The 23987-nt window shown below is 71.1% G+C and carries 25 protein-coding genes; 20 read left to right on the forward strand and 5 right to left on the reverse strand.

What is annotated here, in order from left to right; translation table 11 throughout:
• The first annotated feature begins 32 nt into the window (after positions 1–32).
• Together IE325_RS04040 and IE325_RS04045 are read left to right on the forward strand one after the other, a co-directional pair.
• Entirely contained in the window at positions 33–1076 is a 1044-nt protein-coding gene (locus IE325_RS04040) for a LacI family DNA-binding transcriptional regulator (protein ID WP_190068230.1), read from the forward strand.
• A 173-nt stretch (positions 1077–1249) separates the two neighbouring features.
• The gene (locus IE325_RS04045) at positions 1250–2380 is read left to right on the forward strand and encodes a ferritin-like domain-containing protein (RefSeq protein ID WP_190068231.1); all 1131 of its coding nucleotides are present in this window, start codon (positions 1250–1252) and stop codon (positions 2378–2380) included.
• Here IE325_RS04045 and IE325_RS04050 read toward each other — a convergent pair.
• Positions 2377–3024 (reverse strand): ThuA domain-containing protein, encoded by a 648-nt coding sequence (locus IE325_RS04050; protein ID WP_190068232.1) that lies wholly within the window; start codon positions 3022–3024, stop codon positions 2377–2379. The two genes, IE325_RS04045 and IE325_RS04050, sit on opposite strands and share 4 nt — an antisense overlap.
• A gap of 148 nt (positions 3025–3172) precedes the next feature.
• On the opposite strand from IE325_RS04050, the gene IE325_RS04055 reads away from it, so the two are divergent.
• The 3 genes from IE325_RS04055 (at position 3173) to IE325_RS04065 (ending at position 5347) form a co-directional block, all read left to right on the forward strand.
• Entirely contained in the window at positions 3173–4195 is a 1023-nt protein-coding gene (locus tag IE325_RS04055) for a DUF5954 family protein (RefSeq protein WP_190068233.1), read from the forward strand.
• A 66-nt stretch (positions 4196–4261) separates the two neighbouring features.
• Positions 4262–4894, forward strand: a complete 633-nt coding sequence (locus tag IE325_RS04060) for a VOC family protein (RefSeq protein WP_190068234.1) — start codon at positions 4262–4264, stop codon at positions 4892–4894.
• Between the two features lie 51 nt (positions 4895–4945).
• Complete coding sequence (locus IE325_RS04065) at positions 4946–5347, forward strand: VOC family protein (RefSeq protein WP_190068235.1); 402 nt, start codon at positions 4946–4948, stop codon at positions 5345–5347.
• Here IE325_RS04065 and IE325_RS04070 read toward each other — a convergent pair.
• The 3 genes from IE325_RS04070 to IE325_RS04080 all read right to left on the reverse strand — a co-directional run bounded on the left by IE325_RS04070 (position 5330) and on the right by IE325_RS04080 (position 7908).
• Positions 5330–6007, reverse strand: a complete 678-nt coding sequence (locus tag IE325_RS04070; protein WP_190068236.1) for a helix-turn-helix domain-containing protein — start codon at positions 6005–6007, stop codon at positions 5330–5332. The two genes, IE325_RS04065 and IE325_RS04070, sit on opposite strands and share 18 nt — an antisense overlap.
• A gap of 33 nt (positions 6008–6040) precedes the next feature.
• Entirely contained in the window at positions 6041–6781 is a 741-nt protein-coding gene (locus IE325_RS04075) for a dienelactone hydrolase family protein (RefSeq protein WP_190068237.1), read from the reverse strand.
• Between the two features lie 182 nt (positions 6782–6963).
• Positions 6964–7908 carry an AraC family transcriptional regulator gene (locus IE325_RS04080; protein ID WP_190068238.1) on the reverse strand — a complete coding sequence of 315 codons (945 nt, stop codon included), beginning with the start codon at positions 7906–7908 and terminating at the stop codon, positions 6964–6966.
• Positions 7909–7988: 80 nt separating this feature from the next.
• Between IE325_RS04080 and IE325_RS04085 the strand changes: the two genes are divergently transcribed.
• Complete coding sequence (locus tag IE325_RS04085; RefSeq protein WP_190068239.1) at positions 7989–8834, forward strand: NmrA family NAD(P)-binding protein; 846 nt, start codon at positions 7989–7991, stop codon at positions 8832–8834.
• On the opposite strand, the gene IE325_RS04090 is transcribed toward IE325_RS04085, so the two are convergent.
• A complete protein-coding gene (locus IE325_RS04090) occupies positions 8831–9973 on the reverse strand; it encodes a YihY/virulence factor BrkB family protein (protein ID WP_190068240.1) in 1143 nt (380 codons plus the stop codon). The genes IE325_RS04085 and IE325_RS04090 overlap by 4 nt on opposite strands.
• Before the next feature lie 65 nt (positions 9974–10038).
• Here IE325_RS04090 and IE325_RS04095 point away from each other — a divergent pair, with 65 nt between their 5' ends.
• From IE325_RS04095 to IE325_RS04160, 14 genes are all read left to right on the forward strand, one after another.
• Positions 10039–11673: an acyl-CoA dehydrogenase family protein gene (locus tag IE325_RS04095; protein WP_190068241.1), complete on the forward strand. Its 1635-nt coding sequence runs from the start codon at positions 10039–10041 to the stop codon at positions 11671–11673.
• Between the two features lie 245 nt (positions 11674–11918).
• Complete coding sequence (locus IE325_RS04100) at positions 11919–13208, forward strand: GAF domain-containing protein (protein WP_190068242.1); 1290 nt, start codon at positions 11919–11921, stop codon at positions 13206–13208.
• A 154-nt stretch (positions 13209–13362) separates the two neighbouring features.
• Positions 13363–14634 carry a hypothetical protein gene (locus IE325_RS04105; RefSeq protein ID WP_190068243.1) on the forward strand — a complete coding sequence of 424 codons (1272 nt, stop codon included), beginning with the start codon at positions 13363–13365 and terminating at the stop codon, positions 14632–14634.
• Positions 14635–14678: 44 nt separating this feature from the next.
• Positions 14679–15251 (forward strand): GNAT family N-acetyltransferase, encoded by a 573-nt coding sequence (locus IE325_RS04110; RefSeq protein ID WP_190068244.1) that lies wholly within the window; start codon positions 14679–14681, stop codon positions 15249–15251.
• A gap of 126 nt (positions 15252–15377) precedes the next feature.
• Positions 15378–15461: a putative leader peptide gene (locus IE325_RS46970; RefSeq protein WP_349817346.1), complete on the forward strand. Its 84-nt coding sequence runs from the start codon at positions 15378–15380 to the stop codon at positions 15459–15461.
• A gap of 129 nt (positions 15462–15590) precedes the next feature.
• Positions 15591–17288: a nitrite/sulfite reductase gene (locus tag IE325_RS04115; protein WP_190068245.1), complete on the forward strand. Its 1698-nt coding sequence runs from the start codon at positions 15591–15593 to the stop codon at positions 17286–17288.
• Positions 17285–17464 (forward strand): hypothetical protein, encoded by a 180-nt coding sequence (locus tag IE325_RS04120; protein ID WP_059195517.1) that lies wholly within the window; start codon positions 17285–17287, stop codon positions 17462–17464. The genes IE325_RS04115 and IE325_RS04120 overlap by 4 nt, the downstream gene beginning before the upstream one ends.
• Positions 17461–18171: a phosphoadenylyl-sulfate reductase gene (locus IE325_RS04125; protein WP_190068246.1), complete on the forward strand. Its 711-nt coding sequence runs from the start codon at positions 17461–17463 to the stop codon at positions 18169–18171. Before IE325_RS04120 ends, IE325_RS04125 begins: the two co-directional genes overlap by 4 nt.
• A gap of 23 nt (positions 18172–18194) precedes the next feature.
• Positions 18195–18731: an adenylyl-sulfate kinase gene (gene cysC, locus IE325_RS04130; protein WP_229911664.1), complete on the forward strand. Its 537-nt coding sequence runs from the start codon at positions 18195–18197 to the stop codon at positions 18729–18731.
• Complete coding sequence (gene cysD / locus IE325_RS04135; protein WP_190068248.1) at positions 18728–19666, forward strand: sulfate adenylyltransferase subunit CysD; 939 nt, start codon at positions 18728–18730, stop codon at positions 19664–19666. The genes cysC and cysD overlap by 4 nt, the downstream gene beginning before the upstream one ends.
• Positions 19667–19668: 2 nt before the next feature.
• Complete coding sequence (locus tag IE325_RS04140) at positions 19669–20997, forward strand: sulfate adenylyltransferase subunit 1 (protein WP_190068249.1); 1329 nt, start codon at positions 19669–19671, stop codon at positions 20995–20997.
• Positions 20998–21184: 187 nt separating this feature from the next.
• The gene (locus IE325_RS04150; RefSeq protein WP_190068251.1) at positions 21185–22285 is read left to right on the forward strand and encodes an aliphatic sulfonate ABC transporter substrate-binding protein; all 1101 of its coding nucleotides are present in this window, start codon (positions 21185–21187) and stop codon (positions 22283–22285) included.
• A 34-nt stretch (positions 22286–22319) separates the two neighbouring features.
• Positions 22320–23108 (forward strand): ABC transporter ATP-binding protein, encoded by a 789-nt coding sequence (locus tag IE325_RS04155; RefSeq protein ID WP_190068252.1) that lies wholly within the window; start codon positions 22320–22322, stop codon positions 23106–23108.
• The gene (locus IE325_RS04160; protein ID WP_190068253.1) at positions 23095–23985 is read left to right on the forward strand and encodes an ABC transporter permease; all 891 of its coding nucleotides are present in this window, start codon (positions 23095–23097) and stop codon (positions 23983–23985) included. Before IE325_RS04155 ends, IE325_RS04160 begins: the two co-directional genes overlap by 14 nt.
• Positions 23986–23987 lie beyond the last annotated feature (2 nt).

The raw sequence follows: 23987 nt of genomic DNA on the forward strand, positions 1-23987 counted from the left end.
GGCCCTCGGGCGGGCCGGAGAGGTGGTTCCCGATGGTCCGTACGGGCGGTGCGAGCGTGGCTGCCGGGCCGACCCTCGCGGTCGTGGCACGCGAGGCCGGGGTGTCGGTCCCCACCGCCTCCAAGGTGGTCAACGGCCGGGAGGACGTGGCCCCCGAGACCCGCCGCCGGGTCACCGAGGCGCTGGACCGGCTCGGTTATGTGCGCAGACCGCGCTTCGAGGCGGCGAAGACACCGGGCCTGGTCGATCTCGTCGTGCACTCGCTGGACACCTCGTGGTCGGGCGCGGTGCTGCACGGCGTGGAGGCGGCGGCCCACGACGCCGGCCTGGAGGTCGTGGTGTCCGCCGGGCTGACCCGGACGCGGGGCAGCCGCCCGGAACGGGGCTGGCTGGACAAGCTCATCGCACGCGGCTCCTCCGGGGTGCTGTTCAACCTGGCCGAGCTGACGGCGTCGCAGTACTCGTGGCTGGAGCAGCACCGCATCCCGTTCGTGATGATCGACCCGGTCCTCGAACCGCCGCCGGGCGTGGTGTCGGTGGGCGCGGCGAACTGGCACGGCGGTGTGATGGCGACCGAGCATCTGCTGGCCCTCGGCCATGAGCGGATCGCCGTGATCGCCGGTCATCAGCGCAAGATGTGCAGCGCCGCCCGGGTGGCGGGCTATCGCTCGGCGCTCGCCTCGGCCGGGGTGCGGCACCGCCCCGAGTACGTCCGGCACGCGGGCTTCGACGAGGGTCTCGCCCACCGCAGGATGCTGGAACTCCTCGATCTGCCCGAACCGCCGACGGCCGTCTTCGTCTGCTCGGACCGCATGGCCCTCGGGGTCTACGAGGCCTTGGCAGAACGTGACTTGCGGGTGCCGCACGACATGAGCGTGGTCGGCTTCGACGATCTGCCGGAGGCCCGCTGGATCTCCCCGGCCCTCACCACGGTCCGCCAGCCCCTGTCTGAGATGGCGGCCACGGCGCTGCGGCTGCTGGTGCGGATGATGGACGGGGACCGGCCGGACAGCACGCGCACGGAGCTGTCGACGCGGCTGGTGGAGCGGTCGAGCACGGCGGGGGCGCTTCGCTGAGCCCTCGGGGTCACCGTTGGACCGACAGGGTGGTCGCCGCGCCGCTCGGCACGTGTGCCCTGGTGGCGGCGGTGATCGCTGCTAGCTTCGCGCTCTGTCGAAGGGGTCCCGGGTCGCGGCGTACCGCGCCGTGCGGGGCCCCGTCCCCATGAGCTGAGGCGAGGTTGACGGGTATGAGCGAAGAGCCGGACGAGGCGGCGACGGGTCCGTTCAGACGCAGAAGCTTCCTGGCGTCGGCCGCGGTGGCGGCCGGGGCACCGACCGCCGTCGCCGGTACCGCGCAGGCCGCCACCCCGGCGGCCGCCGCGGCCGGTCTCGGGTCGGTGGCGCGGCTGATGGCCGTACCCGCGGACAGCCGCGGGGTCGAGTGGCTCAGGTCCGCGCTCCAGGTGGCCATCGCGCTCGAACTCTCCACCATCCCGCCGTACTTGTGCGGCTGGTGGTCCGTCAAGGACCACCGTCACGAGGTCGCCCGGATGCTGCGGCGCATCGTCGGCGACGAGATGTTCCATCTGGGCATCGTCTGCAACCTGCTCACGGCCGTGGGCGGCAGGCCGCGGATCAAGGCCGCTGCGCCGGCGTTCCCCGGCCCGCTGCCGGGCGGGGTGCGGGCCGGGGTGACCGTCTATCTGTCGGGCCTGACCAAACCGTTCGTACGCGATGTGATGATGGCGATCGAGGCCCCCGAGGTGTCGCTCGCCCGCAGCGTGGCCTCCCCCACCGTCGGGGAGTTCTACGAGGCGACGCTGAACGCGTTCCGGGCGGTGCGGCCCGAGCTGTCGATGCGGGCGCAGGTGACCCAGCACATCGACACCGACGAACTGCATCCGGTGCGGACCCTCGACGATGTCGAGACGGCCATCGGGATCATCATGGAGCAGGGCGAGGGCACCTCCGGCTCCCCGCTCGACAGCTTCTCGGACGACCGCCCGGCGCACTACTACGCCTTCGGCGAGATCTACCACGGCCGGGCGCTGCGCCACACCGAGGACGGCTGGCGGTGGATCGGCGCGCCCGTGCCCTTCCCCGAGGCACGCCCCATGGCCCCGGTCCCGGTCGGCGGCTGGCGCAACCCGCCGACCCATGTCGCTCAGCTCCTCTTCCGCTTCGACGCCATGTACAGCACGGTGCTGGACTCCCTCGACGCGGCCTGGGCGGGCGGCGGCTCCCGCGCCCTGCGCGCGGGCATCCACACCATGCGCGGCCTGGAGCACCCCGCCGTGGAACTGATGGAGACCCCGATCCCCCACACCCGCAGCACCTACGGCCCCCAGTTCCACGCCATGCGCAGGCCCGGGTCCTAGCCCACCCCCGCCGCCCAGGTGATCCCGCCGAGGAGATGGGCGCGGAAGTCCGGGTCCGCGTACGCCTCCGAGGCGTGGCCTAGCGCCGTGTAGAAGACCCGGCCCGCGCCCTGTTCCCGGCACCACACCAGCGGGTGGTCCGTGCCCATGCGGCCTCCGTCGTACGACGACTCGTCGGCGGAGGCCAGCACCCGTACCGTGGCGCGGGGGTTGGTGCGGAAGTCGTACCACTCGTCGGTGAAGTCCCATACGGCGGGCAGGTGCCGGGTGGCGGGATGCTCGCGGTCCTCGACGAGCGCCTTGCCCGGCTGGTACTCGGGGTGCCGGTCGAAGCGGGCGCCCAGCAGTTCGCCGTAGTACGGCCAGTCGTACTCGGTGCAGGCCGCCGCGTGCACCCCGACGAAGCCCCCGCCCGCATCGACGTACGCGGCGAGCCGCTCGCGTCCGGCGGGGGTGAGGACGTCGCCGCTGGTGGAGAGGAAGACGACGGCCGCGTATCCGTCGAGGGGCCGCTCGAAGGCCCGTGGATCCTCGGTGTGGTCCACCTCGAAGTCGCCGATGGTGCGGACGGCTTCGACGCCGGCCGGGATGGAGTCGTGCCGGTAGCCGGTGGTGCGGGTGTGGACAAGGAGTCGTACGGGCATACGAATAAGGCTAGGCGGGCCCGCCCGTACGGCGCACTCCTCCCGGTGATCCGAAAATTTCGGCCCGCCCTCCTGACGCGGTCCAACAACCCCGGTTGTTGAGTCCGTTCGCTCCCGCGCCCGAGCGCCCGCTCGCGACAATGCGTGTATGAACCATGACTGGCAGCAACAGATCCACGCGCTCCATGAGGAGTTGGTCCGCCGTGACGACCCCGCCGCCTGGGTGCGGGAGGCCGACGCGGTGGACGCCTCGCTGCGGTATCCCGGGATCGCCCTGCGCGGGCCGGTGTTCGGGGTCGCCGCGCTGGATCCCGCGGTGGGGCCCGAGTGGCGGGTGCTGAAGCCGGTCGTGAACGGGATGCCGCAGATGTGCCGGGACTCCCTCAACACCTATCTGTGGTTCCGCGCGAAGGACGACACCGACGACCCCGGTGTACGCCGCGAACTCCTCGCCGCGGTGGACGAGTTGAGCCGGGAGCCGGTCGACGAGGTCGAGGCGTGCGGGGTGCGCTACCGGATCGTGCGCGGGGACGAGTTCGCCCGCTGCGACGACCATGGCCTGGAGCCGCCCCGGCCCACCGACCCGGAGCCCACCGAACGGACCTGGGACCTGCGCGCCGATCACACCCCGTCCCCCGACGAGGATCTCGTCCTCGAAGCCGACGGCACGGACGGCGGCCCGATGGCGGGCGCCCTGCGGGCGTGGCTGCGCGGATTCGCGTACCGGGGCATGCGGTTCCCCTCCGAGGTGCGCGGCGATTCGCAGCGGGCGGTGCTCTCGCATCCGGACGTGGTGCTGCTGCCCACCTGTTTCGGTGTGGTCGAGCGGGAGCACACCGGCTGGGAGCCGTCCCTCGCCATCCAGACCACCCCGCACGACGCCCGGCGCACACTGCACGACGCGCTGATCGAGATGTGGCCCATGCTGTACAAGTTCGACGACGCGAAGAAGGCCCTGTACGCCGAGGCCGCCGAGGAGTTCCGGAAGCTGGAGCGCGCCGACGAGGCCCGGGTGGCGGGCCGGGTGTTCCGGGTGTGCCGGGTGGAGCGGGTGCTCCGCATGGGCCCCGACGGCCCGGAGCCGCCGCGCCCCTCGGACATCGACGAGTACGGCCCGATGAAGATCCATCCCACGCTGCTCCTCGACGGCACGGTCGTCTTCGACGAGTGACCGCCCCTCCCGTCCCGGCGCACAGGTGTTCCACAACGCGGGCCGCGCTGCGTAGCCTCGGCTGCGATGAACCCCATTCCCGCGCTTCTGGATCACCTCGTCCTCGCCACCCCCGACCTGGCCGCCACGGTCGCCGACTTCACCCGGCGCACCGGGGTGAGTCCCGCCCCGGGCGGTGTGCATGTCGGGCTCGGCACCCGTAACCATCTGGTGTCCCTGGGCGGCGCCAGCTATCTGGAGATCATCGGCCCCGACCCCGAGCAGTCCGAGCCGGGCCGCCCCCGCCCCTTCGACGTCGACGGGCTCACCGGACCCCGCACGGTCACCTGGGCGATCAGCCCGCCCGACCTGGACGCGGCCATCGCCGCCGCCCGCGCCCAGGGCTACGACCCCGGCTCCGCCCAGCCGATGAGCCGGCGCAGACCCGACGGCACCCTGCTCCAGTGGCGCCTCACCGACGGCGACGACGCCCACCCCTCCGGGCTGGTCCCGTTCCTCATCGACTGGAGCGCCACGACCCACCCCACCGCCTCCGACCTGCCCACGACACCCCTGCTGTCCCTGTCCGCGAGCGCCCCCGACCCGGAGGAGATCCGCCCCCTGCTGGCGGCCCTCGACACGGACCTCGACCTGACGACAGGACCGGTGGGGATCTCGTTCACGGTGGACACCCCGAAGGGCCCGGTCACGTTCCGCTAGGCGTCCGATTCCTTCAAGACCGCCCGGCGTCCGGCTGCCTACGTTGGCCGTATGACTCCACGATTCGATGCCATCGGCCTCGTCGTCTCCGACATGGCCGCCTCCGTCGCCTTCTACCGCCGGCTCGGCCTCCCCTTCCCCGAGGGCGCCGAGAACGCCCCGCACGCCGAGGCCGAACTGCCGGGCGGACTGCGCCTGTTGCTGGACACCGAGGAGAATGTGCGGTCCTTCGTCGCGGATTGGGAGCCGCCGAGCGGTGGCGGCCGGCACTCGCTGGCGATGCGGTGCGACAACCCGTCGGAGGTCGACGCGGTGTACGAGGAGCTGCTGACCGCCGGCTACGAGGGCGGGCTCAAGCCGTGGGACGCCTTCTGGGGCCAGCGGTACGCGTCGGTCCACGACCCGGACGGCAACGGCGTCGACCTGTTCGCGCCCCTAGGACCCGCCGAGTAGCTCACCGAGCGGCAGCCCGGCCAGCTCCTTGACGTCCCGGGACAGATGCGCCTGGTCGGCGAACCCCGTGCGGACGGCCGTCTCGGCGAAGCCCACGCCCTCCCGGGCCAGCGCGAGGGCCCGTTGCAGCCGAAGGATCCGGGCCAGCGTCTTGGGACCGTAGCCGAAGGCGGCGACCGATCTGCGGTGCAACTGGCGTGCACCGAGGCCGAGTTCATCGGCGGCCACGCCCACCGGACGACCGGCGTGAAGGGCCCCGACGAGCCTGTCCAGCAGCGGGTCCGACGGGACCGCACGCTCCAGCGCGACCTCTTCCAGCGCCGCCGCCTGATCTGCGGCCGCCGCGACCCGCCCTTGCAGCCGGCGCACCTCCGCAGCGGGCCACAGCTCGGCCAACTCCACCCGCCGGTCCCGCAGTTCGTACGCCGGAACCCCGAGGAACGCGGGCGCTGTGCCCGGGTGGAAGCGCAGGCCCACCCAGGCACTCGGGCCGTCCCCGGTGAGATACGCCCGGGTGTCGGGTCCGGCGACGAGCAGCCGCCCGTCGTTCCAGAGCAGATCCATGCACCCGTCAGGCAGGACCCGCCCCGGGCCGGGACCATCGGGGACGTTGCGCCACAACACGGCCCCGGGCAGCCGCGCGGCCCATTCCGTGTACATACGGACGAGGCTACGCGGCTCCCCGGCCCGGCGTTACTTCAGATGCCGGGTGAAGAAGCTCGCCGCGGCCTCCCCCGCGTACGGCGGGACGCCGGTGTGTCCGCCCATGTTGGCGTTCAGCGCCTTCTCCTTGGAGCCGAAGGCGTCGAACAGGTCCAGGGCCGCCTGGCGGTCATTGCCCTCGTCGTCCCATTGCAGCAGGACGTGCAGCGGAATGGTGACCTGGCGAGCCTCCTCGAAGATGACGCGGGGGATGAAACTTCCGGCGAACAGCACGGCGGCCGAGAGACGCGGCTCGACCACCGCCAACCGGGTGCCGATGGAGATCACTCCCCCCGAGTAGCCGACCGGGCCGTCGATCTCGGGCAGTGCCAGAAGGGCGTCCAGGGTGGCCTGCCATTCGGGGACCGCCTTGTCGACCAGAGGGAGGACGAGGGCGTCGATGATCTCGTCGCCGACCGCCTCGCCCGCCTTCATCGCCCGGCGCATTTCGGCGACGGCCTGCTCGGTGCCGGGCAGGCGGGGCCGGTCACCGTTTCCGGGGAGTTCGATGGTGGCCGCGGCGAAGCCGTCCGCCGCGGCGTGCCGGGCCCGTCCCACCAGCCGGGGGTACGCCTTGCGCAGCCCGACAGGAGGGGGGCTGAGCAGGATCGGCGCCGCCGGTGCGGACGCGGACGCGGATGCGGGCGTCCACAGGATGCCCGGGATCTCGCCGAGGGTGAATTCGCGTTCGAGGACGCCATCGTCGAGGCGCTGCTCTGAGGTGAAATACATGGTCGTGCCTTTCAGGAGTGCACAGAACGGCGCTCCCGGACGACCTATCGCCCGACCGCAACCCCTGAGGGGAGCACCCATGTCGTTTCTGTGTTCACGGGTACCACCTCCTCGGTCTCTGTCACGGCCTCCGGAAAGGTAGCAGTGACCGCCGAGCCGAGCCAACGGGTTTTCGACGCCCCCTACGGCGAAACCCGCCCCACCGCCCGGCGTTCCTGGGGACTCACCCCGTAGACCCTCTTGAACGCGCTGGACAGGGCGAACGCGCTGCCGTACCCCACCCTCCGCGCGATGGAGTCGAGTGTGTCGTCGGTGTCCCGCAGCGCGTCCGCCGCCAGCGCCATCCGCCATCCCGTGAGGTACGACATCGGCGGCTCCCCCACCAGCTCGGTGAACCTCCGGGCCAGCGCCGCCCGTGACACCCCTGCCTTCGCCGCCAGGGAGGCCACCGTCCAGGGATGCGCCGGATCGTCCTGGACGAGGCGCAGGACGCGGCCGACCACGGGGTCGGCGAGCGCCGCGTACCAGGCGGGTGCCTCCGCCTCCGGGCGGGAGAACCAGGCCCTGAGCGCGGCGATGACCAGCAGGTCGAGTAGCCGGTCCAGGACGACTTCCTGGCCGGGTTCGTCGCGGACGATCTCGTCCATCAGGTACGGGGTGAGCGGGCAGTTCCACACGTCGGCGGTGAGGGACAGCAGCTGCGGCAGCGCCTTCAGCAGCCGCCCGCTGATCTCGCCCTCCCACAGATAGGTGCCGATCAGCATCACGGTCGGGCCGTCGAGCCGGTCGCCCCAGGTCCGTACGCCCAGGTCCATCGAGCCGTTCAGGGCGCGCCCGTCGGGGTAGTGGCACTCGGCGCCCGGCAGGATCAGGGCCTGGGGTGCGGTGCGGGGGTCGTCGGCGCAGGTGTAGGGGTCCGGGCCGCGGGCGATGGCGAGGTCGCCGGGGCGCAGCTTGAGGTGCCTGCCCCGGTCCGGGATCACCCAGGCCTCGCCGCGGACCATGACCATGACGGTCAGCGGGGCACGGTCCTCGATGCGGACGGACCAGGGTGGCTCGAAGCATGCGCGGATCATGAAGGCGCCACGTGCGCGTGGGCCCTCCAGAAGGCCTGCAAGGGCGTCCATGTCGCCAGCGTAGACGCCCGCGCATGGGAATGAGCCGTTCAGCGATGGGCTGTTGGGGCGCGCGGCCGTTGACTTGAGGCATGACGGAGAACGCAGCGAACAGTGAGCGGATGACGGTAGTGGTGACCGGTGCCTCGGGTCGTACGGGCAGCCGGGTGGCTCAGGCGGCGCGCGCGGCGGGGCTGACGGTGCGGGCGGCCTCCCGGGCGCAGGGCTTCGACTGGGAGAACCCGACGACCTGGGCGGAGGCCCTGCGCGGCGCGGACGCGGCGTATCTGATGTACCCGTCGGACGTCGGCTCCCCGGCGGCGGCGGAGGGCGTCGGCGCGCTGGCGCGGGAGGCGGTCGGGCTCGGGGTGCGGCGGCTGGTGCTGCTGTCGGCCCGGGGCGAGGACCAGGCGCTGCCGACCGAGGAGGCGCTGAAGTCGTCCGGCGCGGACTGGACGATCGTGCGGGCCACGTGGTTCTCGCAGAACTTCAGTGAGGGGCTTCTGGTGGAGGGGCTGGTCCAGGGGGAGCTGGTGTTCCCGGCGGGCGAGGTGCGGGAGCCGTTCGTCGATGTACGGGACATCGCGGACGTGGTGGCGGCGGTGCTGACGTCCGGCGACCGGTATGTGGGGCGGACGCTGGAGCTGACCGGGCCACGGCTGTTGTCCTGGCGGGAGGCGGTCGCGGAGATCTCCGCGGCGACCGGCGCCGAGTTCACCTACACACCGGTTCCCACGCGTGCGTACGGCGAGGCCCTGGCGGGCTTCGGGGTGCCGCCGGAGGAGGTCGAACTGCTGGTTGAGGTCTTCGAGACCCTGATGGACGGCCGTAACGCACATGTCACGGACGATGTCCGCCAGGTCCTCGGGCGCGCGCCGCGCGACTTCACCGACTTCGCGCGGGAGGCCGCGGCGGCGGGGGCCTGGAAGGCCGGCTAGGAGTCCTCCGGCTTGTGCGGGTGGTGGTGCGTGCTCTTGACGTGGGTCCGCAGCCTCGATGTGAGGTCCTCGGGCGGCAGGAAGCGCGTCCACCGCTCGGGGAACTCCGAGGGCATGTCCGGGTCGTCGGGATCGTGCTCGTGCGCCGCGGACGTACGGGCCACGTACTCGGCGACCTGGGCCTCGCGCAGCCGCTCGTTCGCGGCGCGGGCCGCGGCCGTCGCGGCGGCCGGCCAGACCCGGTCGATCGCGGCGTTGACCGCGGCCCCGACCAGGACGGCGAACGCGGACACACCGATCCACAGCATCACGGCGACGGCGGCGGCGAGGGAGCCGTAGATCGACGCGCCTTCGATCGTGTTCGTCAGGTAGATGCGCAGCAGGAAGCTGCCCAGCACCCACATGCCGAGGGCGACCAACGCGCCGGGCACGTCCTCGATCCAGGGGGAGCGGACCGGCACGGACACGTGGTAGAGCGTGGTCAGGAAGGCGATCGACAGGACGATCACGACGGGCCAGTACAGGACCTGCACCAGGGTCTCCGACCAGGGCACGATCCGCACCACCGCGTCCGGCCCCGCCACCATCAGCGGCAGCGCCACCGAGCCGATCAGCAGGGCCGCGATGAACAGCAGGAACGCCACCAGCCGGGTCTTGACGATGCCGCGGACGCCGTCCAGGCCGTACATCACGGTGATCGTGTCTATGAAGACGTTCACCGCGCGCGACCCCGACCACAGCGCGAACAGGAAGCCGACGGAGATCACGTCGGGGCGGCCGCCGTGCATCACGTCGTCCAGGATCGGCTGGGCGATCTGCCGCACCCCTTTGTCCGACAGGACCGTGCGCGAGGCCTCGATGAGGTTGGTCTCCAGGCTGCTGATGGTGTCGGTGCCGGTCCAGTCGTCGACGTAGCCGAGCAGACCGATCAGGCTGAGCAGCAGCGGCGGCACCGACAGCAGCGTGAAGAACGCGGCTTCGGCGGCGAGGCCGAGGATGCGGTACTCGATGCACGAGTTCACGGTGTCCTTGATCAACAGCCAGGCGGTCCTGCGCTTGGAGACGTTCCTGTAGAGGACACGTGCCCGGTGGAGACGACCGGAGGACTGCTGAGGGGACGGTTCACTTGCTGGCTGCACGACCTAAAGGTATCCGCCGTGCGGCACGGCACTCATCGGGGCGCCGCGGGGATAGGTTCACAGTCATGGCAGGCAGCACCCACACCGTGACGAACCAGCCCCCGCCCCTGGTCGGCTACGACGTCTACAGCGCCGACCGGGCCCTGACCGAGGCCGTCGAACGGCATCTCGCGCCGGAGACACTGGAGGAGGCCCGTGAGGAACTGGCCGCCTTCGGACGGACCTGTGGCTCGGCGCAGGTGCAGGAGTGGGGGGTACTGGCGAACGAGCACCCGCCACGGCTGCGGACGCACGACCGCTACGGCCGACGCGTGGACGAGGTCGACTTCCATCCGTCCTGGCACCGGCTGCTCGGCAAGGGCGTCGCCGCGGGCCTGACCGCGGCCTGGGTACGGCCGGGCGGGCATGTCCGCCGGGCGGCGGCCTTCCTGATGTGGACGCAGGTCGAGGCCGGCAACGGCTGCCCGCTGTCCATGACCCACGCGGCCGTACCGGCGCTGCGGACCGACCCCGGCCTCGCCGCCGAGTGGGAGCCGCGGCTGACGTCCATGGTCTACGACCGTGAGCTGCGGCCCGCCGAGCGGAAGGCCGGTGCCCTGTTCGGGATGGGCATGACGGAGAAGCAGGGCGGCAGCGACGTACGGGCCAACTCGACGGCCGCCACCCCGCTCGCCGAGGCCGGGACCTACACGCTGACCGGGCACAAGTGGTTCTGCTCGGCCCCCATGTCGGACGGCTTCCTGGTCCTGGCCCAGGCCCCGGACGGTCTGACCTGCTTCCTCGTGCCGCGTGTACTGGCGGACGGCGGGCGCAATCCGTTTCTGATCCAGCGGCTGAAGGACAAGCTGGGCAATCGGTCGAACGCCTCCGCCGAGGTCGAGTTCGACGGGACATGGGCGCGCCGGGTCGGTGACGAGGGGCGCGGCGTGCGCACCATCATCGGCATGGTGGCGGCGACCCGCCTGGACTGTGTGCTCGGCTCGGCGGGTCTGATGCGGCAGGCGGTCGCCCAGGCCGTCCACCACTGCGACCATCGCGAGGCCTTCGGCGGAAAGCTCGTCGACAAGCCCTTGATGCGCAACGTCCTGGCCGACCTGGCCGTCGAGTCCGAGGCGGCGACCACCCTCGCGCTGCGGCTCGCGGCGGCCTACGACGACGGCGGCGAGCAGGAGCGCGCGCTGCTGCGGATCGCGGTGCCGGCCGCCAAGTACTGGGTGACCAAGCGGTGCACGCCGGTCACGGTCGAGGCGGCGGAGTGCCTGGGCGGCAACGGGTATGTCGAGGAGTCGGGGATGCCGCGGCTGGTGCGCGAGTCGCCGTTGAACTCGGTCTGGGAGGGCGCGGGCAATGTGCAGGCGCTGGATGTGCTGCGGGTGTTGCGGCGGGAACCGGCCGCCCTGGACGCGTATCTGCGGGAGGTCGGCCTGGCACGGGGTGCCGATCACCGGCTGGACGGGGCGATCAAGGGGCTGTTGACGGAACTGGCCGATCTGGAGGGCATCGAGGCACGTGCCCGGCGCCTGACGGAGCGGCTCGCGCTGGTGCTGCAGGGGTCGCTGCTGGTCCGGTTCGCGCCGCCTGAAGTCGCCGACGCGTTCTGCGCCTCGCGGCTGGGCGGTGACGGGGGCGCGGTCTTCGGGACGCTGCCGTCGACCTCGAACCTGGCGGCGATGGTGGAAAGGGCCAGGCCAGATGCCTGATCCAACGGGTGCGGGGGTGGTGCTGCGCCGACACGGCACCACCCCCGCTACCGGCCCGTTCGAGGCCGCGAACGCCGCTCGGGACGGCGTCGCTCAAGTTTCAATCAGGTCAGGGCGGGCCACCAGGGTTGCAAGGGGTTGCAACTTGTTGGCGACTGTGTGCGGAGTGTGTCCCTCCGCGAGCGGGAGGGCGGCACTATGAGACACACAGTCAGGATGGGAAACCGCTCTCTGTGGGAGGACCCTTGGCGCTCTCGCCGACGGACGTGACGCGGCTGGCCGCCGTGGACTCGGCGCGGGCGGCGCGAGTACTCAGCGAGGTCCGCGCCGCCAAGCTCGCCGGACAGCGCGCCCCCGTCGCGCCGCGCCCGGTGATCGAGCAGTCCTGGGAGCGCATGCTGCGCGGCGGGGTCGATCCGGACCACGACGTCCGCTCCGGGCTGCTGTCCCTGGAGGAGGTGCAGCGCCGCCGGGAGGGCACCACGCTCAGGCATGTGCTGCCGGTGCTGCGCGAGGGGCTGTTGTCGGTCGCCGATGTCGCCCACCACATCATGGTGGTCGCCGACGACGACGGCCGGGTGCTGTGGCGGGAGGGCAACTCCTCGGTGCTGCGCAGGGCCGACGGCCTCGGCTTCGAACTCGGCGCCGACTGGCGGGAAAGCGTCGTCGGCACCAATGGCGTGGGCACCCCGGCCGTGGTGCGCCGGCCCGTGCAGGTCTTCGCCTCCGAGCACTTCCAGCGCTCACAGACCTCCTGGACCTGCACCGGCGCCCCCATCACGGACCCGCGGGACGGCCGGCTGATCGGTGTGGTCGATGTCAGCGGGCCGCTGGAGACCATGCACCCGGCCACACTCGCCTGGGTCGACTCGGTGGCCAAGCTCGCCGAGGCCCGGCTGCGGGAGCTGCATCTGACCTCCCTCGAACGGCTGCGCGCGGTGGCGGCGCCGGTCCTGGCGCGGCTCACCGGGCAGGCCCTGGTGGTGGACCCGGACGGCTGGACCGCGGCGGTGACCGGGATGCCGTACACGCACCGGATCACGCTGCCCAAGGGACTGGCGGCGGGCCGGCGGTGGCTGCCGCCGCTGGGGCTGTGCGCGGTGGAGCCGCTGGCGGGCGGCTGGCTGCTGCGGGCCGGGGACGAGCCGGCGCCGCAGGGGGCCACGCGGATCGCCCTCGACCTGACGCAGCCGCGCCGCTGGTCGGTGACGGTGTCCGGCAGCGCGGGCGCCTGGAGCCATGAACTGAGCCCCCGCCACGCCGAGTTGCTCTACCTCCTGGCCCTGCACCGCACCGGCCGCAGCGCGGCGGGCCTGGCCGGGGACATGTTCGGTGATGCGAGCCGAACGGTGACGGTGCGGGCCGAGATGTCGCGGGTACGGCGCTATCTCGGGGCGTTCCTGGAGCATCGGCCGTACCGCTTCCGCGAGGACGCGGAGGTCGAGGTGCTGCTGCCCGACGACCCGCGCGAGCTGCTGCCGCACTCGACGGCACCGGCGGTGACGCGGGGGCGGATCTCGGCCGACCTGCCCTGAATCGCACCCCGCGGGGTGCATCTTCCGCATATTTGCAGGGTCTTAGTCCGCAACCGGGCCCCACTGCCGTAGCATCGCTCTACGGGCCACCCCACCTGCTTCTTTGGTCAACGCACGGACCATTGGCCGCAGTTGGCTCGCCTCGGGAGGTTTGATGAAGCACCGCGGCAGACACCGTCGACGCAGGCAGGGGCGTGCCGTTCGCGCGTTCCTCGCCGGAACCGCCCTCGCGCTCACTGCGGCCGCCACGATGATCAGCGCCTCACAGGCCACCGTCGGCGACAACCCCGGGGCGCTGACGCCTCTCACCAGGTCCGCCCAGACCGCCGCGCTCCGGCTCCAGGAGCGGCCGGTCCCGCAGGCCACCCTCGATCAACTCTCCGCCGGGATGGGCAAGCCGGTCGGGGTCAGCGCCGTCCTGGAGACCGCCGACCGGAGCCTGCGCGGGGCGGACAGCTGCACGGACACCGAGCGCACGGCGCTGCCGGTCGCGCCGGCCGCCACCCGCGCGTACTGCTGGGACGCCGCCGACACCCGGGCCTGGCGGGCGGGCGCCGTCACCACCTCCGGTGACGCCGACGACGACGGCTGGTGGAACGACAACCGCGTGATCCTCTCCGGCTGGAGCCAGGGCACCGCCGACCGGGGCCTGGCCCGGGTCGCCTTCGTCGACGCGGGCGACCTGACCCACCTCAGGTACGCCTCCGCCCTCCTCGTCGTCCCGCAGGACGGCGGACGGAACTACCGCGCCCTGTCGTCCCGCCTCTCCGGCATGGTCTGGTACCAGGACAAGCTGCTGGTCACCGCCGCCGACGGCCTCTATGTGTACGACATGAACCGCGTCCAGCGCACCACCGTCGACAGCGGCGCCGTGGGCCGCGTCGAGCGGGGCTGGTCGGCCAACGGCTACCGCTTCGTCCTCCCCGCGATCGCCTCGTACCGCCTGACGGGCGGGCGCGAGGCTCCCCGCATCGGCACGATCTCCCTCGACCGCGCCACGGCCCCCGACAGCCTGGTCGTCGGCGAACGAACGGTGGCCGACAGCGACCACCCGGCCCGCCTGTGGCGCTACGACTTCGACAAGAACCCGTCCCGCCCCGGCCTCCTCTCCACCGACACCACCGGCTCCGCGTCCCCGGTCGAGGCCTTCGAGACGGAGGCCTCCGGCATCGCGGGCGTCCTGTCCCGGGGCAACGAGTGGTACGTGACCCGCGCCCCCAGCAACACGGACCGCCACGGCACCCTGTGGCGCCAGGACAGGGAGGACGCACAGGCGACGAGGTGCGGCGAGGAGAACGGGCCGAGGTGCTGGGGCATCGAGGTCGGGCCGCTGTCGTACTGGGAGGCGACGGGGGAGGTCTGGTCGCAGGCGGGCGGGATGTTGTTCGCCGTGCCGATGGGTTCGATCGATGAGGCGCTGGCCTGAGCGGCGATCGACAAATCCCCCACTCAGATGATTCTCTGACCGACATGCCCAACATCCCCGTGACCACGTGGTCCCTGGAACAGACCTCGGAAACCGACCTCCTCCCGGCCGAAGCCCCACAGGGCGACGTGAAGATCATCCGCTCCGAGGTCCCCTCCCCCGAGTTCAGCCGTTTTCTCTACACCTCTGTCGGCGGCGACATCCTCTGGACCGACCTGCTCGGCTGGACGTACGCGCAATGGCAGGCGCACCTCACACGCCCCGGTGTGGAGACATGGGTGGCCTACGACCACGGCACGCCCGCCGGCTACGTGGAGCTGACCCCGCAGGACGACGGCGTCGTGGAGATCGAGCACTTCGGCCTGATCCCAGCCTTCCGCGGCAAGCGGATCGGCGGACATCTGCTGGCGTACGGCACCGCCCGCGCCTGGGACCTGGCGGACCGCTGGCCGGGGCTGGTGCCGACGAAGCGGGTATGGCTGCACACATGCAGCAAGGACGGCGAGCACGCCATGGCCAACTACCAGCGCCGGGGCTTCAAGCTCTTCGACACCAAGGTCGAGGAGGAGGCCGTGGTCACCACGCCCGGACCGTGGCCGGGGGCCTACCCAGCCTGACCTGGGAAGAAACGGCCCAATACGGCCATGTGACCGACGACACCCTTGTCTTGCAGAGCGAGACAAGGGTGTCCGCATGACGGACAAAGCTGGACTGTGTCCAGATCTCCATGCCACGCTTCCGTCATGTCTGGAACTGGAATTGCCTTGGTGAGTCGGCGGCACGTCGACCTCGGCCGCATGTCCAGCGCCATCTGTCCGGTGCGCTGAACAGCCGCACAGCGCCCGACATCTCTCTCTTCTCGCTTCATTCCCGCGCAATGACGCGCACCTCCACCCATGCGCCCGTATGCGCAGGTCAGAGCCGCTTTCCCGCCTGTCCCGAAGGACGTATCAACCATGGCCGCCACCCCGCAGAAGCCTGCCGCCGCGACTCCCCGCCGCAAGGTGAGCCGTCACCGCGGTGAGGGTCAGTGGGCCGCGGGGCACCACACCCCGCTGAACGGCAACGAGCAGTTCAAGAAGGACGATGACGGTCTCAATGTGCGGACACGCATTGAGACGATCTACTCGAAGCGGGGCTTCGACTCCATCGACCCCAACGATCTGCGTGGACGTATGCGCTGGTGGGGGCTGTACACCCAGCGCAAGCCCGGGATCGACGGCGGCAAGACCGCGATCCTGGAGCCGGAGGAGCTGGACGACAAGTACTTCATGCTGCGGGTCCGCATCGACGGCGGCCGGCTGACCACGCAGCAGCTGCGGGTCATCGGCGAGATCTCCCAGGAGTTCGCGCGCGGCACCGCCGACGTCACCGACCGGCAGAACATCCAGCTGCACTGGATCCGCATCGAGGACGTCCCGGAGATCTGGAACCGGCTGGAGGCCGTGGGACTGTCCACGACCGAGGCGTGCGGTGACTGCCCGCGTGTCGTCATCGGCTCGCCGGTCGCCGGTATCGCCGAGGACGAGATCATCGACGGCACCTGGGCGATCGACGAGATCCACGAGCGGTACATCGGCAGCAAGGAGTTCTCCAACCTGCCGCGCAAGTTCAAGACGGCGATCTCAGGCTCCCCGCTCCTGGACGTGGTGCACGAGATCAACGACATCGCGTTCGTCGGTGTCGAGCACCCCGAGCATGGCCCCGGCTTCGACCTGTGGGTCGGCGGCGGGCTGTCCACCAACCCCAAGCTCGGCGTCCGGCTCGGCGCCTGGGTGCCGCTGGCCGAGGTGCCCGACGTGTGGGCCGGTGTGGTCGGCATCTTCCGCGACTGGGGCTACCGGCGCCTTCGTACGCGCGCCCGTCTGAAGTTCCTGGTCGCCGACTGGGGCCCGGAGAAGTTCCGCCAGGTCCTGGAGGACGACTACCTGCAGCGCAAGCTGGTCGACGGTCCCGCGCCCGCCGAGCCCGCGGGCCGCTGGCGCGACCACGTCGGTGTGCACCGGCAGCAGGACGGCCGCTACTACGTCGGCTTCGCCCCGCGCGTCGGCCGCGTCGACGGCACCACGCTCACGAAGATCGCCGAGGTCGCCGAGGCCCATGGCTCGGGCCGGGTGCGTACCACCGTCGAGCAGAAGATGATCATCCTCGATGTCGAGGAGGCGCAGGTCGAGCAGCTGGTCGAGGCCCTGGACGCGCTGGACCTGACCGCCAAGCCCTCCCCGTTCCGGCGCGGCACCATGGCGTGCACCGGCATCGAGTTCTGCAAGCTCGCCATCGTCGAGACCAAGGCGCGCGGCTCCCAGCTGATCGACGAGCTGGAGCGCCGCATCCCGGACTTCGACGAGCCGCTCACCATCAACCTCAACGGCTGCCCGAACGCCTGTGCCCGTATCCAGGTGGCGGACATCGGTCTCAAGGGGCAGCTGGTCCTCAACGACCAGGGCGAGCAGGTCGAGGGCTACCAGGTGCACCTGGGCGGCGCCCTCGGTCTGGAGGCCGGGTTCGGGCGCAAGGTGCGTGGCCTGAAGGTCACCTCCGACGAGCTGCCGGACTACGTGGAGCGCGTCCTGAAGCGGTACCAGGAGGAGCGCGAGGACGGCGAGCGGTTCGCCACGTGGGCCGCGCGCGCCTCCGAGGAGGCCCTCTCATGAGCGAGCGGGCCGCCCCCTTCTACTGCCCCTACTGCGGCGACGAGGACCTCCGTCCGAGCGAGCAGGGCCACGGCGCATGGGAATGCGCGGCGTGCAACCGCGCATTCCAGTTGAAGTTCCTTGGGCTGCTGGCCCGGGGCCTTCAGCCCAACGACGCAGGGGGAGACGAGATATGACCGCGGTTCAGGAAGAGCGAACGACCGACGATCTCAAGGCGCTCGCCGAGCAGGCGGGCCGTGACCTGGAGGACGCCTCCGCGTTGGAGATCCTCCAGTGGGCGGTCGACACCTTCGGCAAGCGCTTCTGCGTGACCTCGTCGATGGAGGACGCGGTGGTCGCCCACCTCGCCTCCCGCGCCATGCCCGGCGTGGACGTCGTGTTCCTCGACACCGGCTACCACTTCGAGGAGACCATCGGCACCCGCGACGCGGTCGAGGCCGTGATGGACGTCAACGTCATCACCCTCACCCCGCGCCAGACGGTCGCCGAGCAGGACGCCGAGTACGGGCCCAAGCTGCACGACCGCGACCCCGACCTGTGCTGCAAGCTGCGCAAGGTCGAGCCGCTGGAGCGCGGGCTCAAGGGCTACGTCGCCTGGGCGACCGGGCTGCGCCGCGACGAGTCCCCGACCCGGGCGAACACCCCGGTCGTCGGCTGGGACGAGAAGCGGCAGAAGGTGAAGATCTCCCCCATCGCCCGCTGGACACAGGACGACGTGGACGCCTACGTCGCCGAGCACGGTGTCCTGACGAACCCGCTCCTGATGGACGGCTACGCCTCCGTCGGCTGCGCCCCCTGCACCCGCCGGGTCCTTGAGGGCGAGGACGCGCGCGCCGGCCGCTGGGCGGGCCGCGGCAAGACCGAGTGCGGGCTGCACGGATGACCACGAACACTGAGGAGTTGCAGGTGACGAGCGGAGCCACCGTCTGGCTCACGGGTCTGCCGAGCGCCGGCAAGACCACCATCGCCTACGAGCTGGCCGGCCGGCTCCGCGAGGAGGGCCACCGCGTCGAGGTGCTCGACGGCGACGAGATCCGCGAGTTCATCTCGGCGGGCCTCGGCTTCAGCCGCGAGGACCGGCACACCAATGTGCAGCGCATCGGCTTCCTGGCCGAACTGCTCGCCCGTAACGGCGTCAAGGCGCTCGTCCCGGTGATCGCGCCCTACGCCGACAGCCGTGAGGCGGTGCGCAAGCGCCACCAGGAGAACGGGTCGGCGTATCTGGAGGTGCACGTGGCCACGCCGGTCGACGTGTGCTCCGTACGCGATGTGAAGGGTCTGTACGCCAAGCAGGCCGCGGGTGAGCTGACCGGGCTGACCGGCGTGGACGACCCGTACGAGGCGCCCGAGTCGCCCGATCTGCGGATCGAGTCCCAGAACCAGACCGTGCAGGAGTCCGCGGCGTCCGTGTACGCGCTGCTCACCGAGAGGGGACTGGCATGACGACGACCGTTGCCACGGTCGAGGAGGGCACGGACGCCCCGTACGCCCTCTCCCATCTGGACGCGTTGGAGTCCGAGGCCGTCCACATCTTCCGTGAGGTGGCGGGTGAGTTCGAGCGGCCGGTGATCCTGTTCTCCGGCGGCAAGGACTCCATCGTCATGCTGCACCTGGCGCTGAAGGCGTTCGCCCCGGCGGCCATCCCCTTCACGCTGCTGCACGTGGACACCGGACACAACTTCCCCGAGGTCCTCGACTACCGCGACCGTGTGGTGGCCGCACATGGGCTCCGCCTCCATGTGGCCTCCGTACAGGACTACATCGACCGCGGTGTGCTGCGCGAACGCCCCGACGGCACCCGCAACCCCCTGCAGACGCTGCCGCTCACCGAGAAGATCCAGAGCGAGAAGTTCGACGCCGTCTTCGGCGGTGGACGCCGCGACGAGGAGAAGGCCCGCGCCAAGGAGCGGGTGTTCTCCCTGCGGGACGAGTTCTCGCAGTGGGACCCGCGGCGGCAGCGGCCCGAGCTGTGGAATCTGTACAACGGGCGGCACGCCCCCGGCGAGCACGTCCGCGTGTTCCCGCTGTCCAACTGGACCGAGCTCGACGTCTGGCAGTACATCGCCCGTGAGGGCATCGAGCTGCCGGAAATCTACTTCGCGCACGAGCGTGAGGTGTTCGCCCGCAGCGGGATGTGGCTGACCGCGGGCGAGTGGGGCGGGCCCAAGGACGGCGAGACCGTCGAGAAGCGGCTGGTCCGCTACCGGACCGTCGGTGACATGTCCTGCACGGGCGCCGTCGACTCGGACGCCGTGACGCTGGAGCAGGTCATCACGGAGATCGCCGCATCCCGGCTCACCGAGCGCGGCGCCACCCGCGCCGACGACAAGATGTCCGAGGCCGCGATGGAAGACCGCAAGCGCGAGGGGTACTTCTAAGCATGAGCACGACCACGGAACTCTCCGAGACCACGCTTCTGCGGTTCGCGACCGCCGGTTCGGTCGACGACGGCAAGTCCACGCTCGTGGGCCGGCTGCTGCACGACTCCAAGTCGGTGCTGGTCGACCAGCTGGAGGCCGTCGAGCGCGCCTCCGCCTCGCGTGGCCAGGACGCCCCCGACCTCGCACTGCTCACCGACGGTCTGCGGGCCGAGCGCGAGCAGGGCATCACGATCGACGTGGCGTACCGTTACTTCGCCACGCCCCGGCGCCGGTTCATCCTCGCCGACACCCCGGGCCATGTGCAGTACACCCGCAACATGGTCACCGGCGCCTCGACGGCCGAGCTGACGGTGATCCTGGTCGACGCCCGCAACGGCGTGGTCGAGCAGACCCGCCGGCACGCGGCGATCGCGGCCCTCCTGCGCGTCCCGCACGTGGTGCTCGCCGTGAACAAGATGGACCTGGTCGACTACCAGGAGTCGGTGTTCGCCGCGATCGCCGAGGAGTTCACGGCGTACGCGCTGGAGCTGGGCGTCCCGGAGATCACCGCCATCCCGATCTCGGCGCTGGCCGGCGACAACGTGGTGGACCCGTCCGCGAACATGGACTGGTACGGCGGCCCGACCTTCCTGGAGCACCTGGAGACGGTCCCGGTCACCCACGACCTGAGCCACTGCCACGCCCGTCTCCCCGTGCAGTACGTGATCCGCCCGCAGACCGCCGAGCACCCGGACTACCGGGGCTACGCCGGTCAGATCGCCGCGGGTTCGTTCCGCGTCGGCGAGTCGGTGACGGTGCTGCCGTCGGGCCGTACGTCGAAGATCTCCGGCATCGACCTGCTGGGCGAGCCGGTCAACGTCGCGTGGACGACGCAGTCGGTGACCGTTCTCCTGGAGGACGACATCGACATCTCGCGCGGCGATCTGCTCGTGCCGACCAAGGACGCGCCCGCGACCACGCAGGACATCGAGGCCACGGTCTGCCATGTCGCCGACGCGCCGCTGACGGTCGGCCACCGGGTGCTGCTCAAGCACGGCACCCGCACGGTCAAGGCGATCGTCAAGGACATCCCGTCCCGGCTGACGCTGGACGACCTGTCGCTGCACCCGCACCCCGGGCACCTCGTCGCCAATGACATCGGCCGGGTGAAGATCCGTACCGCAGAGCCGCTGCCCGTCGACTCCTACGCCGACTCGCGCCGCACCGGTTCGTTCATCCTGATCGACCCCAGCGACGGCACCACGCTCACCGCGGGCATGGTCGGCGAGTCGTTCGCCTCTCCGGAGCCCGTCAAGGACGAGGCCGAGGACGACGGGTGGGACTTCTGAGATGAAGGCCTACGACGTCTACTCCACGTTCGCCAAGGAAGGCGGCCGCGTCGGCAGCGGCCACCTCGGCAGCGGACAGGGCGGAGTGGCGCGATGTGTGCGCTGACCCGCCCCTCGTCCATCCGCCGATCCCCCGGCCGCGCCTGAACAGGGCGTGAGTGCCGGGCCTCCGAGAGGAACCCCTCCCGTGCCTGCCGCCCCCGCCCTGCGACGGACGCTCGCCGTCCTGGCCGCGCTGCCGCTGCTCGCCCTCGCGGCGTGCGGCTACGGCTCGCAGGCCAAGGAGAACACCGAGCAGGCCATCGCCGGGGCGGCCAAGGTCGACGGCCTGGACTCGGTGAAGATCGGCTACTTCGGGAACCTCACCCACGCCACCGCGCTGGTCGGCCGGCACGAGCGGCTGTTCCAGAAGGAGCTGGGCGGCACGCTGGCGCGGTACTCGACGTTCAACGCCGGTCCGTCGGAGATCGAGGCGCTGAACTCCGGGTCCATCGACATCGGGTGGATCGGGCCGTCGCCCGCCATCAACGGCTACATCAAGTCCGGTGGCAAGAACCTGCGGATCATCAGCGGTTCGGCCTCGGGTGGCGTGAAGCTCGTGGTCAACCCGGAGAAGATCAAGTCCCTGAAGGACGTCAAGGGCAAGAAGATCGCCACGCCTCAGCTCGGCAACACCCAGGACGTGGCGTTCCTCAACTGGATCTCCGAGCAGGGCTGGAAGGTCGACGCGGAGAGCGGCAAGGGTGATGTCTCCGTCGTCCGCACCGACAACAAGATCGCGCCGGACGCGTACAAGTCGGGCTCGATCGACGGTGCGTGGGTGCCCGAGCCGACGGCGTCGAAGCTGGTCGCCGAGGGTGCAAAGGTGCTGCTCGACGAGTCCGACCTGTGGCCCGACAAGAAGTTCGTGATCACGAACGTCGTCGTACGGCAGGACTTCCTCAAGGAGCACCCGGACGTCGTCGAGGCCGTGCTGCGGGGCTCGGTGAAGACCAACGCGTGGATCGACGCCAACCCGGACAAGGCGAAGGCCGCGGCGAATGCGCAGTTGAAGACCGACACCGGCAAGCCGCTCCCGGCCGACGTGCTCGACCCGGCGTGGCAGTCCATCCAGGTCACCGACGATCCGCTGGCGGCCACGCTGAAGACCCAGGCCGAGCACGCGGTCGAGGCGGGCCTGCTGCAGCAGCCGGACCTGACCGGCATCTACGACCTGACCGAGCTGAACAAGGTCCTCAAGGCCGAGGGCAAGGAAGCCGTCGACGACGCCGGTCTCGGCGCCGAGTAAGCCCCATCCGCAGAGTTCCCAGGAGGTGACGACCATGGCTACCGCCCTCGCCAAGGCCGCCGACACGGATGTGTCGGTGGAGCACGCCGCGCGCATCGACCACGTATCGAAGTCCTTCGCAGGACCGGCCGGGCAGCAGCTCGTCCTGGACGACATCAGCCTCGATGTCGCGCCCGGCGAGTTCGTCACCCTCCTCGGGGCGTCCGGCTGCGGCAAGTCGACGCTGCTGAACCTGGTGGCCGGGCTCGACAGGCCCAGCGCGGGCGGCATCACGACCGACGGCCGCCCGGCGCTGATGTTCCAGGAGCACGCGCTGTTCCCGTGGCTGACCGCGGGCAAGAACATCGAACTCGCCCTCAAGCTCAGGGGCGTACCCAAGGCCGAGCGGCGCGAGCGGGCCGAGGAGCTCCTCGAACTGGTCCGGCTGAAGGGCGCGTACGGCAAGCGGGTGCACGAGCTGTCCGGCGGTATGCGCCAGCGCGTCGCCATGGCGCGGGCCCTCGCCCAGGACAGCAAGCTGCTGCTGATGGACGAGCCGTTCGCCGCGCTCGACGCGATCACCCGGGACGTGCTGCACGACGAGCTGACCCGGATCTGGCGCGAGACGCAGGTGTCCGTCCTGTTCGTCACGCACAACGTGCGCGAGGCGGTCCGCCTGGCCCAGCGCGTAGTGCTGCTCTCGTCGCGTCCCGGCCGAGTGGCCCGGGAGTGGACGGTCGGCATCCCGCAGCCGCGCCGGATCGAGGACGCCGAGGTGGCGGAGCTGTCCCGGGAGATCACCGAAGAACTGCGTGGGGAGATCCGCCGACATGGCCAGCACTGAGACGACCGCCAAGGACAGCGGCGATCTCGACGGACTCGAAGCGGGCCTGGACGCCCTGGAGACGGTCCAGACGAGTCGTACGCCGTTCCATCGGACCCTGACCCGGAAGGTCCTGCCGCCGATCGTCGCCGTCCTCCTGGTCCTGGGCATCTGGCAGCTGCTGGTGTCGACCGGCGTCGCAGACGACCCGACGAAGCTGCCCGCACCGGCCGATGTGTGGGGCGAGCTGCGTGAGTCCTGGCTGCAGGGCACGCTCCACGAGTACATCTGGACGTCCGTCTCGCGCGGTCTGCTCGGCTTCCTGCTGGCGCTGGCGATCGGTACGCCGCTGGGGCTGCTGGTGTCGCGGGTGCGGTTCGTGCGGGCCGCGATCGGCCCGATCCTCTCCGGCCTCCAGTCGCTGCCGTCGGTGGCCTGGGTGCCGCCGGCCGTGATCTGGCTGGGCCTCAACGACCGCATGATGTTCGCGGTGATCCTGCTGGGCGCGGTCCCCTCGATCGCCAACGGCCTGGTGTCCGGCGTCGACCAGGTGCCGCCGCTGTTCCTGCGGGCGGGCCGCACGCTGGGCGCGACGGGCCTCAAGGGCACCTGGCACATCGTGATGCCGGCCGCGCTGCCGGGCTATCTCGCGGGTCTGAAGCAGGGCTGGGCGTTCTCCTGGCGGTCGCTGATGGCCGCCGAGATCATCGCCTCCTCCCCCGACCTGGGCGTGGGCCTCGGCCAGTTGCTGGAGAACGGCCGCAACACCAGTTCCATGTCCATGGTGTTCTTCGCCATCCTGCTCATCCTGGTCGTCGGCATCGCCATCGACCTGCTGATCTTCAGCCCGCTGGAGCGCTGGGTGCTGCGCAGCCGCGGTCTGCTGGCAAGGAGCTGAGC

This window comes from Streptomyces lanatus, from assembly GCF_014655715.1.
GTDB classification, from domain to species: domain Bacteria; phylum Actinomycetota; class Actinomycetes; order Streptomycetales; family Streptomycetaceae; genus Streptomyces; species Streptomyces lanatus.

Coding starts and splice junctions, on each gene's coding strand:
- IE325_RS04155 (WP_190068252.1), top strand. CDS start 22,320: ATGGCTACCGCCCTCGCCAAGGCCGCCGACACGGATGTGTCGGTGGAG.
- IE325_RS04120 (WP_059195517.1), top strand. CDS start 17,285: ATGAGCGAGCGGGCCGCCCCCTTCTACTGCCCCTACTGCGGCGACGAG.
- cysD (WP_190068248.1), top strand. CDS start 18,728: ATGACGACGACCGTTGCCACGGTCGAGGAGGGCACGGACGCCCCGTAC.
- IE325_RS04065 (WP_190068235.1), top strand. CDS start 4,946: ATGACTCCACGATTCGATGCCATCGGCCTCGTCGTCTCCGACATGGCC.
- IE325_RS04140 (WP_190068249.1), top strand. CDS start 19,669: ATGAGCACGACCACGGAACTCTCCGAGACCACGCTTCTGCGGTTCGCG.
- IE325_RS46970 (WP_349817346.1), top strand. CDS start 15,378: ATGTCTGGAACTGGAATTGCCTTGGTGAGTCGGCGGCACGTCGACCTC.
- IE325_RS04050 (WP_190068232.1), bottom strand. CDS start 3,024: ATGCCCGTACGACTCCTTGTCCACACCCGCACCACCGGCTACCGGCAC.
- IE325_RS04115 (WP_190068245.1), top strand. CDS start 15,591: ATGGCCGCCACCCCGCAGAAGCCTGCCGCCGCGACTCCCCGCCGCAAG.
- IE325_RS04055 (WP_190068233.1), top strand. CDS start 3,173: ATGAACCATGACTGGCAGCAACAGATCCACGCGCTCCATGAGGAGTTG.
- IE325_RS04075 (WP_190068237.1), bottom strand. CDS start 6,781: ATGTATTTCACCTCAGAGCAGCGCCTCGACGATGGCGTCCTCGAACGC.
- IE325_RS04095 (WP_190068241.1), top strand. CDS start 10,039: ATGGCAGGCAGCACCCACACCGTGACGAACCAGCCCCCGCCCCTGGTC.
- IE325_RS04070 (WP_190068236.1), bottom strand. CDS start 6,007: ATGTACACGGAATGGGCCGCGCGGCTGCCCGGGGCCGTGTTGTGGCGC.
- IE325_RS04045 (WP_190068231.1), top strand. CDS start 1,250: ATGAGCGAAGAGCCGGACGAGGCGGCGACGGGTCCGTTCAGACGCAGA.
- IE325_RS04160 (WP_190068253.1), top strand. CDS start 23,095: ATGGCCAGCACTGAGACGACCGCCAAGGACAGCGGCGATCTCGACGGA.
- IE325_RS04125 (WP_190068246.1), top strand. CDS start 17,461: ATGACCGCGGTTCAGGAAGAGCGAACGACCGACGATCTCAAGGCGCTC.
- IE325_RS04040 (WP_190068230.1), top strand. CDS start 33: ATGGTCCGTACGGGCGGTGCGAGCGTGGCTGCCGGGCCGACCCTCGCG.
- IE325_RS04080 (WP_190068238.1), bottom strand. CDS start 7,908: ATGGACGCCCTTGCAGGCCTTCTGGAGGGCCCACGCGCACGTGGCGCC.
- IE325_RS04110 (WP_190068244.1), top strand. CDS start 14,679: ATGCCCAACATCCCCGTGACCACGTGGTCCCTGGAACAGACCTCGGAA.
- IE325_RS04060 (WP_190068234.1), top strand. CDS start 4,262: ATGAACCCCATTCCCGCGCTTCTGGATCACCTCGTCCTCGCCACCCCC.
- IE325_RS04105 (WP_190068243.1), top strand. CDS start 13,363: ATGAAGCACCGCGGCAGACACCGTCGACGCAGGCAGGGGCGTGCCGTT.
- IE325_RS04085 (WP_190068239.1), top strand. CDS start 7,989: ATGACGGAGAACGCAGCGAACAGTGAGCGGATGACGGTAGTGGTGACC.